This window comes from Corynebacterium sp. HMSC036D03 (assembly GCF_001836185.1).
Lineage (GTDB): Bacteria > Actinomycetota > Actinomycetes > Mycobacteriales > Mycobacteriaceae > Corynebacterium > Corynebacterium simulans.
In genome coordinates this window covers 20,175-33,426 of record NZ_KV827722.1, presented here as the reverse complement: position 1 = coordinate 33,426, position 13,252 = coordinate 20,175, and the positions used below count along the sequence as shown (strand labels likewise).

12 protein-coding genes are annotated in these 13,252 nt (G+C 61.7%); 3 read left to right on the top strand and 9 right to left on the bottom strand.

Features of this window, described 5'->3' with window-relative positions; genetic code table 11:
- Positions 1-122: 122 nt before the first annotated feature.
- The 7 genes from pdxY to hemW are packed head-to-tail and all read right to left on the bottom strand — an operon-like array spanning position 123 to position 6,748.
- Complete coding sequence (gene pdxY, locus HMPREF2692_RS02720) at positions 123-971, bottom strand: pyridoxal kinase PdxY (RefSeq protein WP_061923993.1); 849 nt, start codon at positions 969-971, stop codon at positions 123-125.
- 50 nt (positions 972-1,021) lie between these two features.
- Complete coding sequence (gene ybeY, locus HMPREF2692_RS02715) at positions 1,022-1,624, bottom strand: rRNA maturation RNase YbeY (RefSeq protein WP_062037951.1); 603 nt, start codon at positions 1,622-1,624, stop codon at positions 1,022-1,024.
- Positions 1,625-2,617, bottom strand: a complete 993-nt coding sequence (locus tag HMPREF2692_RS02710) for a PhoH family protein (protein WP_070518749.1) — start codon at positions 2,615-2,617, stop codon at positions 1,625-1,627.
- A 9-nt stretch (positions 2,618-2,626) separates the two neighbouring features.
- Positions 2,627-3,349 carry a 16S rRNA (uracil(1498)-N(3))-methyltransferase gene (locus tag HMPREF2692_RS02705; protein WP_070518748.1) on the bottom strand — a complete coding sequence of 241 codons (723 nt, stop codon included), beginning with the start codon at positions 3,347-3,349 and terminating at the stop codon, positions 2,627-2,629.
- Entirely contained in the window at positions 3,349-4,497 is a 1,149-nt protein-coding gene (gene dnaJ / locus HMPREF2692_RS02700; protein WP_062037942.1) for a molecular chaperone DnaJ, read from the bottom strand. The genes HMPREF2692_RS02705 and dnaJ overlap by 1 nt, the downstream gene beginning before the upstream one ends.
- A 56-nt stretch (positions 4,498-4,553) precedes the next feature.
- Complete coding sequence (gene hrcA / locus HMPREF2692_RS02695) at positions 4,554-5,582, bottom strand: heat-inducible transcriptional repressor HrcA (protein WP_062043673.1); 1,029 nt, start codon at positions 5,580-5,582, stop codon at positions 4,554-4,556.
- Positions 5,583-5,614: 32 nt separating this feature from the next.
- On the bottom strand, positions 5,615-6,748 hold the full coding sequence (gene hemW / locus HMPREF2692_RS02690) for a radical SAM family heme chaperone HemW (protein WP_070518747.1): 1,134 nt from the start codon (positions 6,746-6,748) through the stop codon (positions 5,615-5,617).
- 153 nt (positions 6,749-6,901) lie between these two features.
- Here hemW and HMPREF2692_RS02685 point away from each other — a divergent pair, with 153 nt between their 5' ends.
- The 3 genes from HMPREF2692_RS02685 to HMPREF2692_RS02675 all read left to right on the top strand — a co-directional run bounded on the left by HMPREF2692_RS02685 (position 6,902) and on the right by HMPREF2692_RS02675 (position 10,436).
- The gene (locus HMPREF2692_RS02685; RefSeq protein ID WP_062043667.1) at positions 6,902-8,281 is read left to right on the top strand and encodes a hemolysin family protein; all 1,380 of its coding nucleotides are present in this window, start codon (positions 6,902-6,904) and stop codon (positions 8,279-8,281) included.
- Positions 8,281-9,324 (top strand): CNNM domain-containing protein, encoded by a 1,044-nt coding sequence (locus tag HMPREF2692_RS02680; protein ID WP_061925805.1) that lies wholly within the window; start codon positions 8,281-8,283, stop codon positions 9,322-9,324. Before HMPREF2692_RS02685 ends, HMPREF2692_RS02680 begins: the two co-directional genes overlap by 1 nt.
- A 272-nt stretch (positions 9,325-9,596) precedes the next feature.
- Complete coding sequence (locus tag HMPREF2692_RS02675; protein ID WP_061925802.1) at positions 9,597-10,436, top strand: PDDEXK family nuclease; 840 nt, start codon at positions 9,597-9,599, stop codon at positions 10,434-10,436.
- Between the two features lie 85 nt (positions 10,437-10,521).
- On the opposite strand, the gene HMPREF2692_RS02670 is transcribed toward HMPREF2692_RS02675, so the two are convergent.
- Positions 10,522-11,208 (bottom strand): hypothetical protein, encoded by a 687-nt coding sequence (locus HMPREF2692_RS02670; RefSeq protein ID WP_061925799.1) that lies wholly within the window; start codon positions 11,206-11,208, stop codon positions 10,522-10,524.
- Between the two features lie 163 nt (positions 11,209-11,371).
- On the bottom strand, positions 11,372-13,207 hold the full coding sequence (locus tag HMPREF2692_RS02665) for an AMP-dependent synthetase/ligase (RefSeq protein ID WP_070822673.1): 1,836 nt from the start codon (positions 13,205-13,207) through the stop codon (positions 11,372-11,374).
- Positions 13,208-13,252 lie beyond the last annotated feature (45 nt).

Genomic DNA, 13,252 nt, shown 5'->3' with positions numbered 1-13,252 from the left:
TCCCAGGGCTGGGCACCCAGACCTCCTGTTCGCTTTTCGCCGCGCTTGCCGACGCCCCGCAATCCACCAGAAAGCTGTATTTCCAGGTCTGGGTATTTGCCCAAAGGCGTGGGGCGGGTGCGCTAAAGCTCCTCGACCTGGAACTGCAGCTGCGGATTCGCAAACACGTCCTGGGACTCAATGAGCTGCAGCTCCTGCGAGTCTGCCTCATAAGTGTTGTGTAGCAAGTCGTACACCGAAGACGCGGTGCGCTTGAGCGCGAGCTTCGCATCGTGGGTTTCGACGTAGTGGCCGGTAAACAGCGCGGCAGTCACGTCGCCGGAGCCGTTGCGCTTGAACGGCAGGTGCGGGGTGGCAACGATGTAGGCGCGGTCACCGTCCACGGCGAGCATCTCGATAGTGTCCTCAGGGGTCTCCGGGCGCTTTACCGAGGTGACCAGCACGGTCTTCGGACCAATCTCCTGCGCCGCCTTCACCGCCTCCAGGGTCTGTTCCAAGGTGCCAACCTCGTGGCCAGTCAAGTAGCCCAATTCAAACTGGTTCGGGGTGATGATGTCAGCCACCGGCACGACCTTATCGCGCAGCAGCGGCGGAATCTCATCTGAGACAAAGCAGCCCGACTTCGCGTTGCCCATGACTGGGTCGCACGCGTACAAAGCCTTGGGGTTGACGGCCTTGATGCGGTTAACGGCATCGATAATTGCGCCGGCGATGTCTGGCCCGCCCTGGTAGCCAGAGAGGATTGCGTCGATCTTCTCAAAGGCGCCGCGCTTCTCGATGCCGTCGATAATGCTGGTGACATCCGATGCCGGAAGCATCGGCCCGCCCCAATCACCGTAGCCGGTGTGGTTGGAGAAGTTCACCGTGTGCACCGGCCATACCTCGTGGCCCGCGCGCTGGAGCGGGAATACTGCGGCGGAGTTGCCAACGTGGCCGAAGGTGACGTGAGACTGGATCGACAGAATATTCATGCCGTCTATTGTGCAACGTAACGCAACACGTCACCAACGAAACGGGGAAATTAATTTTCCTGTGGCTCGCCCACCGCCGGGATTCCACCGCCGGGGACCTCTTTGTCAAGGTTGGCGCGCTCAGCCGCGTCGGGGAAGGCCTTGGGGCCCGAGGGCTTGGGCTGGTAGCTCACCCCGCGGGCGGCGAGGTTGTCGTACCAGTCCGCCAGCAGCTCGTTCTGCAGGCTGAACATTTCCTTTTCCTCTGCCGGGGTGGCGTGGTCATAGCCCAAAAGGTGCAGGCAGCCATGCACCGTCAACAGCGCAAGCTCGTGGCCCAGAGAGTGGCCGGCGGCATCGGCCTGGCGCAGCGCGAACTCCGGGCACAACACGATATCGCCCAGCATGGACGGTCCCATCTCGGGGGCGTCGGGACGCGCGCCCAGTGCGCCTGGGGTGATTTCATCCATCGGGAAGCTCATAACATCGGTTGGCCCCTCGAGGTCCATCCAACGCACGTGCAGGTCCGCGATGGTATCCAAGTCCACTGCGGTGATCGTGCACTCGGCATCCGGGTTGATGTCCATGGCGCCGAAGGCATAAGAGGCGACGTCGATGAGCATCTCCTCGTTGACGCCGTCGAAACCGGACTCATTGATGAATTCGATGGACATTTAGTTCTCCTTATCCGCTTGTGCTGCGGCTACCGAGGCTTCTGCGGCTTCAGCAGCATCATAAGCATTCACGATACGGCTGACCAGCTGGTGCCTGACGACGTCGCTCGAGCCCAGGTCCGCAAAGTGAATATCCTGCACGCCGTCCAAGATGCGGCGCACCAAGCGCAGGCCAGAGACCTGGCCACGCGGCAAGTCCACCTGCGAGACATCGCCGGTGACCACGATCTTCGATCCAAAGCCCAGGCGGGTCAAAAACATCTTCATCTGCGCCGGCGTGGTGTTTTGGGCCTCGTCGAGGATGACGAAGGCGTCGTTGAGCGTGCGGCCACGCATGTATGCCAGCGGGGCGACCTCAATGATGCCGGCTTCCATGAGCTTCGGGATCATCTCTGGATCCATCATGTCGCGCAGAGCGTCGTAAAGCGGGCGCAGGTACGGGTCGATCTTGTCATTTAGCGTGCCGGGCAGAAAGCCCAGCTTCTCACCGGCCTCAACTGCCGGGCGGGTCAAGATGATGCGCGAGACCTGCTTGGCCTGCAGGGCCTGCACGGCTTTGGCCACCGCCAGGTAGGTCTTGCCAGAGCCTGCGGGGCCGATGCCGAAGACCACGGTGTTGTCATCAATGGCCTGGACGTACTCGGATTGGCCCACCGTCTTTGGGCGCACGGACTTGCCACGGCGGCGCACGATGTCCGCCGCCATCGCCGCGGAGACCGATTGCGGCGCTTCCACCGCAATCATGTCCACGGTGTGTTTCACGGTATCGGTGCTGACGTGATGGCCGCGGCGGGCAATCGCCTCGAGCTCGTCGAGCACCTTCGCGGCGCGGGCCACCTCATAGTCAGGTCCGGTTACTGTGACCGTGGTTCCGCGCGCGAAGAAGTCTGCGTCCAGTAGGTTGTTGAGCACCCGCAGGTTATCGTCAGCGTTGCCGAGTACGGTCGCGACGTAGACGGAGTCAAGCTCAAACTTCTTGGTGATAATAGGCACCCCAACAGGCTACCAGCGTGCGGTGCGCACGCCGATTGCGGCAAGGGCCACCATGGCTGCCGACGCCGTGCGTAACACCTCCGGCCCCAACTTAACCGGATGGGCTTGCAGGCGCTCCAGCTCCTCGGCACCGATTCCGCCTTCGGGTCCGACAAGGAGATAAATGGTGCCCTCCAGCGGAACATCCCGAATAGAGTCGGTGGCTTCCTCGTGCAGCACGTAGGCGGTCTGCCCGGAAATCAGCTGGGCCAGCTGCGGGGTGGTCAGGGGGCCAGTAACCTGCGGGACGCGATCGCGGCGGGACTGCTTCGCAGCAGCAGTCGCTGCCGCCTCCCACTTCGCGAGCGCCTTCGGCGCCTTCTTTCCATCCCACTTGGCCACGCAGCGATCTGCCTGCCAAGCGATGATCTCATCGGCGCCTGCCTGGGTGGCAAGGTCCACCGCGAGCTCCGAGCGCTCCGACTTCGGAATGGCCTGAACCACCACAACGCGGGGGTTGGGCTCGGGCGCAAAAGTCACTGCGTCGACAAGCGCGGCCAAATGATCCTTGCCCGAAACGGACTGGATGGTGGCCAGGGCGGCGGTGCCCGTGCCGTCGATGAGTTTGAGCCGCTCCCCTACGCTAAGGCGCTTGACCGTCACCGCGTGGCGGCCCTCGGGACCTTCGAGCCCCACCGGCTCGCCAACGCTAGCCAGCGAGAGATCAGGATGGATAAAGACGGGAAGAGACATTAACGGCGGAACCTATCTCGGATACGGGAGAAGAAGGACTCCTCTTGGCCGTCGCCGGTCTCGCGGACGCGGGCGCCCTCGTCGCGGGAATCGCGGACCTTCTCGAGCAGCTCGCGGGTCTTCTTGTCCAGCTCCTTCGGCACCACGACGTCGACGTGCGCGAAGAGGTTGCCAAAGCCGTCGGTGCGCAGACGCGGCATGCCCTTGCCCTCGACCTTGATGGACTCGCCCGGCTGGGTGCCTGGCTCGATGTCGATGTTGAGCTCCTCGCCATCTAGCTGATCGATGGTGAAGTTGGTGCCAAGTGCGGCATCGACCATCGGCACGCGCACGGTCAGGTGTAGGTCGTCGGCGTTGCGCTCAAAGACGGCGTGCGGCTTGGTGGAAACCTCCACATAAAGATCGCCCGCCGGGCCGCCGCCGTGGCCGACCTCGCCCTGGGAAGCCATGCGGATGCGCATGCCATCACCAATGCCGGCCGGGATATTTACGGTGAGATCGCGGCGCTTCTTCACGCGGCCATCGCCACCACAGTGGTTACAAGGATCAGTAATGACTTCACCGAAGCCCTGGCACTTCGGGCACGGGCGGGAGGTCATAACGTTGCCCAGGAAGCTGCGCTGCATCTCCTGAACCTCGCCCATGCCGCCACAACCATCACAGGTAACTGGCTTGGACTTGGAGGCAGAACCCGTGCCCTCGCAGCGGTCACAGAGCACAGCGGTATCGACGGTGACCTGCTTCTTCAGGCCGGAATAGGCCTCTTCTAGGCTAATGGTGGTGCGCAGCAGGGCGTCGTTGCCCGGCTGCACGCGCGAACGCGGGCCGCGGGAGCCACCTGCTCCACCGCCGAAGAACTCAGCGAAGATGTCGCCTAGGCCGCCGCCACCGAAACCACCGCCGAAGCCGCCGCCAGCAGCGCCGCGCTCTTCCATTGGGTCGCCGCCCATGTCAACGATTTGGCGCTTCTGCGGATCCAGGAGCACCTCTTGCGCGAGGGAGGCCTCGCGGAACTTCTCCGCCGCCTCTTCATCGCCCGGGTTAACGTCCGGGTGATACTTGCGGGCGAGCTTGCGGTAGGCCTTCTTAATTTCGGCGTCGGTTGCGGATTTTTCTACACCAAGGATGCCGTAATAGTCACGAGCCACTTAATGAAAGTCCTTATCTAAAATTAGAGTCACTGGGAAAAGTTTTCCGTGCCAGCTTACTCGCCGGCCAGAACTTCGCTTACATAGCGTGCAACAGCGCCAACCTTCGAGATTGTTCCCGAATAATCCATATAGGTCGGGCCTACAACGCCAAGGCCGCCCAACGTTTCATTGCCGGCGCCGTACGCAGTGGCGACGACGGATGCCTGCCGCAGCTTGTCCTCCTCATTCTCCTCACCGATGACGACGGAGACGTTGCCCAAATCCGGCACGCGAGCCAAAAGCTTCAACACCACGACCTGCTCTTCGAGAGCCTCGATGAGCGAGGGCAGCCCTTCTGGGAAGTCTCGCGCGATACGCGTGAGATTAGAGGTACCAGCCATGATCAGGCGGTCGGAGGGGCGCTCCACCAACGTCTCGATGAGAGTCGTGGCGGCATTGAGCACGTGCGGGCGGATGTCCAGCGGGGAGGTTTCGACGAGGCTGGCAAGTTCCACCGAGGCGTCGGTTAGCGTCTTGCCCTCCAAGGCGTTGTTGAGGACGTCGCGTAAGCGTGCGGTCTGCAGTGGGTCGATGATGCTGTCCAGCTCGACGTTGCGCTGATCGACGCGCCCGTTATCCGTGATGAGCACCAACAACAGGCGCACTGGCGAAAGCGCCACGACCTCGCAGTGCTTCACGCGCGAAACCTTGAGGTTGGGCATCTGCACCACCGCCGCCTGCTTGGTCACCTGAGCAAGCAGCTGCACGCTGCGGCGCAGGACGTCCTCCAAGTCGACGCCGCCTTCCAAGAAGGTCAGCATGGCACGGCGCTCCGGCGCAGACAAAGGCTTTACGTCGTGCAGCGAATCGACGAACTGGCGGTAACCCTTCTGCGTGGGCACGCGCCCGGAGCTGGTGTGCTCGTGAGCAATCAGGCCCTCCGATTCCAACACCGCCATATCGTTGCGGATGGTGGCGGAGGAAACGCCCAGCTGATAGCGCTCCAGCAGGGTCTTGGACCCCACGGGTTCCTGGGAGGCAATATAGTCCGCCACAATGGCGCGCAATACCTCGCGGCGGCGAGCATCAGTGGAATTGGACATGCGCCCTATGTTACCTACCTTCGCCGTGGCCTTTAAGCTTCCTCGGCAACCAACAAGTCGGTGATGATGCCGTCTGTCAAAAGGCGCCCCGGCTTGGTCAAGCACAGCCGGTCGCCGGCGCGCTGCAGCAACCCACGGGAGATGTAGTCCGCGATGACCGGCTCCGCACCCGGAGCCAGCCAGTTGGCCGGAATGCCCTCGCGCAAGCGCAAACCGAGCATGATCTTTTCGGTGTGCCGCTCGACCTCGGTTAAAACCTCGCGTTCCTTCACCGGCAACTCGCCGCGGCCTAGCATCTCGATGTAGCGGCGCGGCAGCTTCACGTTATAAAAGCGCTCGTCGTTCAAATGCGAGTGCGCGCCAGGGCCCGCGCCCCACCAGTTGCCGTCGACCCAGTAGATGCGGTTGTGCTCGCACTCGCCGCCGGGCTTGGCCCAGTTGGAGACCTCGTACCACTCGAAGCCTTCCGCTTCGAGCGTCGCAGAGACGGCCTCATAGCGCCTCGCCAGCACGTCCTCGTCGGGTGCAGGCAAGATTCCCTTTTTCACCTTGCGCGCCATCCGGGTGCCGTCTTCCACGATGAGCGAATACGCGCTGACGTGGTCGACTCCCGTTTCGAGGACGCGGTCAAGGGTAAGCCGCACGTCGTCGTCAGTCTCAGTGGGCGTGCCATAGATCATGTCCAGATTTACGTGCTCGAAACCTGCGGCGCGGGCCTCACGCGCGGCGTCGAAAGCCCGGCCCGGGGTATGCGCACGCTCAAGCACTCGCAGCACGCTATCCGACGCCGACTGCATGCCCAGCGAAATGCGCGTAAACCCCGCCTCGCGCAGCTGCTCGAAATAGCGCGGGTCCGTCGACTCCGGATTCGATTCCGTGGTCACCTCCGCCCCTGGGGCCAAACCAAAAGTCTCTTTCACACGGGCCAGAATGCGGCTAAGGCCCTCGGCGCCCAACATCGAAGGCGTGCCGCCGCCAATGAATACGGTCTGCGCCGGCCTTCCCACCTGCTGCGCCGCCATGCCCAGCTCGCACTCGAGAGCGTCCAGGTATGCGGCGGTCAGATCGCCACCCAGCTCACCTGGGGTATAGGTATTGAAATCGCAATACCCGCACCGCGAAGAGCAAAAGGGAACGTGGATATAGAGGCCAAAGTCTTGAGACATGCCCTCTAGGCTAGCTTGGGCCAGGAACTAAATAACCCACCGGTACGTTGAAGGATGTAATCTATTCTGCAGTTTCCCATAAATAGAAAGGCAGCTTCAGTGGAACCTCCGAGTCGATGTCCCCGCCTCACCGAATGGCAGGCGGGGTAGGCCATGGTGCAAGCAATCCTTATGATTTTGGCGGGATTTCTGGTCATTGGCCTGATTATCGTCGCGAACGCGTACTTCGTTGCGCAAGAATTTTCTTTCATGTCGGTGGACCGCGCACAACTGCGCTCCATGGCTTCCGAGGGCAATAAGACAGCTGAGCGTGCCCTGAAAATTACCCAGCGCACCTCCTTCATGCTCTCCGGTGCCCAGCTGGGCATCACCATCACCGGCCTGCTCATCGGTTACGTGGCCGAACCCCTGGTGGGCCGCGGCTTGGGTGAGCTGCTGGGCGGCGTGGGCATTCCCGCCGGCGTTTCCATCACCATTGGCACGGTGGCAGCACTTTTCATCTCCACCATCGCCACGATGCTCTTTGCGGAGCTATTCCCCAAAAACTACACCATCGCAGCTCCGATGAAGACGGCGTTGTTCTTGTCCACCTCCACCATGTGGTACCTGCGCATTTTCGGCTGGCTTATTCACTTCTTTGAGTACGCCTCGAATGCGATCTTGAAGGTCTTCGGCATCGAGCCTGTAGAAGACGTGGATTCTTCCGCCACCACCGATGATCTCGAGTCCATCGTGGATGCCTCCCACGAGGCCGGCGACATCGACGAGGCAACCTACCTCGTGTTGGACCGCCTGTTGGACTTCCCAGAACACGACGTCGAGCACGCGATGATTCCGCGTTCCCGCGTCGACGTCATCGATCCGCAGACCACCATCGGCGAGGTTCGCGAGATGATGTCCACGGATCACACGCGCTACCCCATCATCGACGATGAACACAACCCCATCGGTGTGGTGCACTTGTTCGACGTGCTGGGAACGCAACTTCCCGACGCCACCGCGGCCACCGAGATCATGCAGCCCGCCGTTGTGGTGCCAGAGCTCATGCCGCTTCCCGACGTCGTGACCGAGTTGCGCGACGCCAACGACAAGCTGGCCTGCGTCATCGACGAGTACGGCGGCTTCGTCGGCATCGTGACCATGGAAGACCTAGCCGAGGAGATCCTGGGCGATGTCAGCGACGAGCACGACATCGAAGAGACCGAGGAAATCACCGAGCAGGATGAGTCCCACTGGCTCGTCGATGGCGATACACCGATTGACGAAATCGAGCGCGCCATCGGCCACGATCTGCCAGAAGGCGACTTCGAGACCGTGGCTGGCCTGCTGATTTCCCACTCCGGCGCGCTGCCTGAGGAGGGCGAGGAGTACACGATCGAGCTCGAGGCGGAGCCGGATGACTGGGTAGAGCGCGACGACGCCCCAGTGCGAAAGCTGCACATGCGCGTCGAGGAGATTGACCGCCACGTACCGTCGACCTTGGCACTGGAGCTCGTTGAGGAATACGCCGATCAAACGGAGGAGGAGAGCTAATGACTGATACTTGGTGGTTTAACCTCCTCATCACGCTTGTCATCATCGCCGCCTCGGCCTTCTTCGTCATCATCGAGTTTTCGATGATGGGCGCGCGCCGCAACCGTTTGGAAGAAACCGCTGAGACCTCCCGCACCTCGCGCTCGGGCTTGCGCTCTTTGAACGAGCTGACCATCATGCTCGCCGGCGCGCAGCTGGGTATTACGGCGGCGACTTTCGTGCTGGGTGCAGTGACCAAGCCGTGGGTCCACCACCTGCTCATGACCCCGCTGGAGGCACTCGGCCTGCCGCTGGGCGTGGCCGACGTGGTCTCGTTTATTTTGGCGTTGTTCATCGTGACCTTCCTGCACCTGGTCATCGGCGAGATGGCTCCGAAGTCTTGGGCGATTACCCACCCGGAGACCGCGCTGCAGCTCATCGCGGTTCCTGCCCGCGGCTTCATCTGGCTCTTCCGCCCGCTTCTGAAGTGGATTAACCACATGGCGAATGCGATGGTGCGCTGGACTGGCGAGGAGCCCGTCGACAGGGCCGGTGCCGCCGGCTACGACGCAGATACCCTGCGCCACTTGGTGGAGCATTCCCGCGAGACGGGCACTCTGGACGATGATTCGGCGAACCAGATCACCGGCGTAATTGAGTTGGAGGCCTCTACCGTTGGCGCGCTGGCTCGCGAGCACGGCTCCCAGGTCGTCCCGCTGTCCCCCGACGCTACGGTGGCTGAACTCCATGACTTGGTCACCCGCAAGTCCATCATGCGCGTGCTGGTCTTCCCGAAGGATTCCCGCGTGCCGCGCATCGTGCACGTGCGCGATACGCTCCTCGCCGAACCGGACACGCCAGTGCTCGAGTTCTCCCGCCCCGCGCTGACGGTTTCCTCCTCGCTGACTGTCCAGAAGACCTTGGACCACATGCGCGCTCGCAACGAGCAGCTCGTGGCCGTAGGCAAGGCGGACAAGGATAAAGCGATGTGGATTCTGACGTGGGATGACATCATGGGCCAGCTGTGGCCGCAGATTACGGAGCAGTTGGACTTGGCCAACTAGCGCCCAGCCCTCCTTCCTGCCCCCTTTCCCGCTTCCCCTACCCCTTCCCCGCAAATACCCAGCCCTGGAAGCCCAGACGCCGTGGTCGCGATTTTCAGAGTTGAAAAATATTTTTTCGCGACCACGACGTCTGGGTTTCCAGGGCTGGTTTTCTAGGGCTGGGGGTTCAGCCACAAGATTTCACACCCAGTTGTTGACGCCGCCAACAAGTTATCCACAGCTTTCAAAATTGTCTCTAGAGCTACACACCCGCGGCGGGCGAAACTAGTGCCATGACCACTCTTGAGACCATCCACCCAGCCAAACCCGCCACGTCCAACGACCTTAAATCCGGCACACTTTTACAGCTAGCACCGCGCATGGCCGTAGACCGCGAGGAATACTTAGCGCTATCCGCCGTCGAACGCCAGCGCCTCGAATGCATAGCCATAGCCCGCAGCTCTTATACCGCGGTACTGATTAGCAAGTCCGCCGCACTCCTGCATGACCTTTGGCTGCTCCCCTGCCCCGAAGACCCGGTCGAGCTAGCGCTTCCCTGCGGCAGCCTGCCCCGCCACAACCGCCATGCGCCGGGACGCCGCTACCGCAAGACCATGGTCGGGGACGTAGAAACCATCGACGGTGCGCGCGTGGTTAGCATTGCCCGCGCGGTTGCCGACGTCGCGCGTTACCACGGCTTCCGCCACGGCCTCATCGCCGCAGACTCGGCGTTAAACATGGGTATTAGCCCTGCCCGGCTGCAAGCCGAGGTCGATGACTTAGGGCGCGTACATAATGCCGCAGCAGCCCGCAAGGCAATTGCCTGCGCCAGCTCCCTATCGCGCTCGCCTTTCGAGTCACTCGTGCGCGCACTGGCTGTGGAGCTGGGCTTAGACGCCAAGCCGCGGCAACGCGTGGCCCCTGGCATCGAGGCATTGCTCATCGAAGAGGCCATCATCGTCGAGATTGGCCCGCAAGCGGTCCTATCTCGGCGCTCGAGCCGCACGGCATACCTGCGCTCCTTGGGATACCGAGTAGTTCAATTTACGCCCGAGCAATTAGCCAAAGATCCGGATACCTGCCGGAGGACCCTGCACATGCTGGCGCAGGCGCACGCGGTTAAGGCGAGCTAGAAAAGACAAACACCGCCGAACGAGGGAATCGGCGGTGTTGGTGTCTCCTTGTGTGTTGGCAACAAGGAAGTCTATTTATTGGCTTTTAAGCGGTAGTCGCGGCCTGTCGCGCGGCTTCGCGCTTGGCACGGACGCGGGCAACCACAGCGTTAACGCGGGCACGCTCTTCTAAGAACGGCGGCGGGTTGTGACCACGCATCGTGCGCACGTAGGCCGGGTGGGCTTCGACGACGGTATGGCGCCAAGCCTGCACCGCAATGAGCGCGGATTGACCGGCACGCTTGTACAGGTGCGGCAGGGAAATCATGTCCAAGTTGCGGGCCACGGCGTCGGTTTGGCCGAGCACATAATCCACCAGCTCGCGCAGGTAATCCGCCACCGCCCCAGTGCGGCCGCGCAGCGTGGCAGCGAGCTCGGAGACCACGATGGTCGGGGAATCAATCGCAAAGGCGGCATCCAGGCTGCGCGCGGTGAGCTGCTCTGGCTCGGCGATATCGTTGTTGCCAGATGCGGCGGCGGAGATAGTGCCCGAGCGCACCCCTGAGACCAGCGCGTGGCGCAGGCCAATCAGTTCGCCTACGCAGCGCCCGGAATCAATGCGGGCGTCCTCGACGATGTCGCCGAGTTCCGCCAGGCAGTCCAGTGCGAGTTCATCGTCCCAATCCTCAATCGCCTCGATGAGGTGCTCGATATACTCGACAACTTCGTCGCCGATGTTGTAAATCTCCTGGGTCAGCTCGCGGTGACGTAGCTCGGCGGCGATTTTGTGCATGCCGGTCCTTTCCGCAAACTAACCTCTAGTTGAGGTTGAGACTTCTCTGTAACGAGTGCTGACTTTATTCCAGATCCTGTGAACGATCTGCGCGACACTCCGAACAAACTCACAGACTTGAAAATTGCGGGGAGCCGGCGAAGCACCCGCCGGCCCTAGATGCCTACTGCTTCTTCGAGTAGATGTGGTCAATCGCGTTAGCGTAGCGCTGTGCCACAACATAGCGCTTGACCTTCATCGTTGGGGTCAGCTCGTTGTCTTCCTCAGTCAGGTCAGATTCCAGAATGTAGAACTTCTTAATAGCCTCCGCATGGGAGACAGTGGTGTTGACCTGGTTGATAGCGTCCTGGATTTCCGCACGCAGCGTGGCGTCGGTAGACACCTCGCGCATGGAACGGTTGGCCGGGATATTGTGGTCAGCCTTCCATCGCTTGAGCTGGTCCTCATCCAGGGTCAGCAGCACACCGATGAATGGCTTGCCGTCACCCACGACCATCGCCTGGGAAATAAGCGGGTGTGCACGCAGCATGTCCTCCATCGGCCCTGGAGAGACGTTCTTGCCGCCTGCGGTAACGATGAGGTCCTTCTTGCGGCCGGTGATGACAACGTGGCCGGAATCCATGATTTCGCCCAAGTCGCCGGTGTTGTACCAGCCATCTTCCAGCGCATCCGCGGTGGCCTCCGGGTTGTTCCAGTAGCCCTTGAAGACGATGTCGCCCTTGATCAAGATTTCGCCGTCTTCGTTGACACGGATGGTGGTGCCCTCCAGTGGCGGGCCAACGGTGCCGATCTTCAGATCCTCAAAGTTCACGGCTGCAGCTGCCGCAACCTCGGTAAGCCCGTAGCCTTCGTAGACGGTCACGCCGATGCCGCGGAACCAGTGCAGAAGGTCATGGCTCATCGCGGAGCCACCGGTGATGCAGTAGCGCACCTCGCCGCCCATGGCATTGCGGATGGTCGAATAGACCAAACGGTCAAAGAGCTGGCGCTTTGCACGCAGAAAACGATCCGGACCCTCCGGGGTATCCAGCGCGCGGGAATACTCGATGGCCACTTTCTCGGCCTCGCGGAAGATACCCGCCTTAATTGGGCCGCCCTCCTTGGCCTTGGAAGCCGCACCGTTGCGCACCTTTTCGAATACGCGCGGCACGCCCAGAATCAGGTTCGGGCGGGATCGCTGGAACTCAATGGTGATGGTGCTGAAGTCAGACCAGTGATTCTGCGAAGCACCGCTCATGGCAACGGCCAGGGATACTGCACGCGCCAGCACATGGGCCAGCGGCAGGAAGGTCAACACGTGGTTGCCCGGCACGGCAATGCCGCCAATCGGGTTGGTCAGCAGGCCCAAAGTCTCCGCCAGCCAGTTACGGTGGGTCAGGATGCAGCCCTTCGGGCGGCCGGTGGTACCGGAGGTATAGACCAAAGACGCAAGGTCATCGGTCTTGGTGGCAGCGATGCGGGCGTCAACGACGTCGTCGGAAAGCTCGCGGCCCTCAAACATCAAGGTATCGATGGCCGAGGAGTTGATCTCCAGGATGCGGCGCAGCTGTGAAGGCGAATTCTTCAGCGCCGGCTTGCCGTCATCCTGCAGCTTCAGGTGCGCCACCAGCTCAGAGTGCTCGCGCGATTCAGTAATCGCCAGCACCGCGCCGGAGTCCTCCACGATCCACTGCACCTGGGACAGCGAGGAGGATGGGTAGATGGGCACCGAAGCTGCGCCGGCAGCCCAGATTGCGAAATCCAGAAGCGACCACTCGTAGCGGGTGTTTGACAGCAAGACCACGCGATCTCCCTGCTCCACGCCAGCGGCAATAAGGCCCTTTGCAACTGCATAGACCTCTTCGACGAACTGCTTGGCAGTGACGTTAACCCACTCATAGCTGGCCGGGCGGGTAAACATCACGCCGTGTGGGCGCGCCTTCGCCGTGGCCATCATGCGGGTTAGACAGGTTTCACCGTCTTCGATTTCAAACTTTGCAGGAGTGTGCGCTTCTTGCATAGTCACTGGATATCCTTTCGCACATCTATATAACTCCAGCCCACT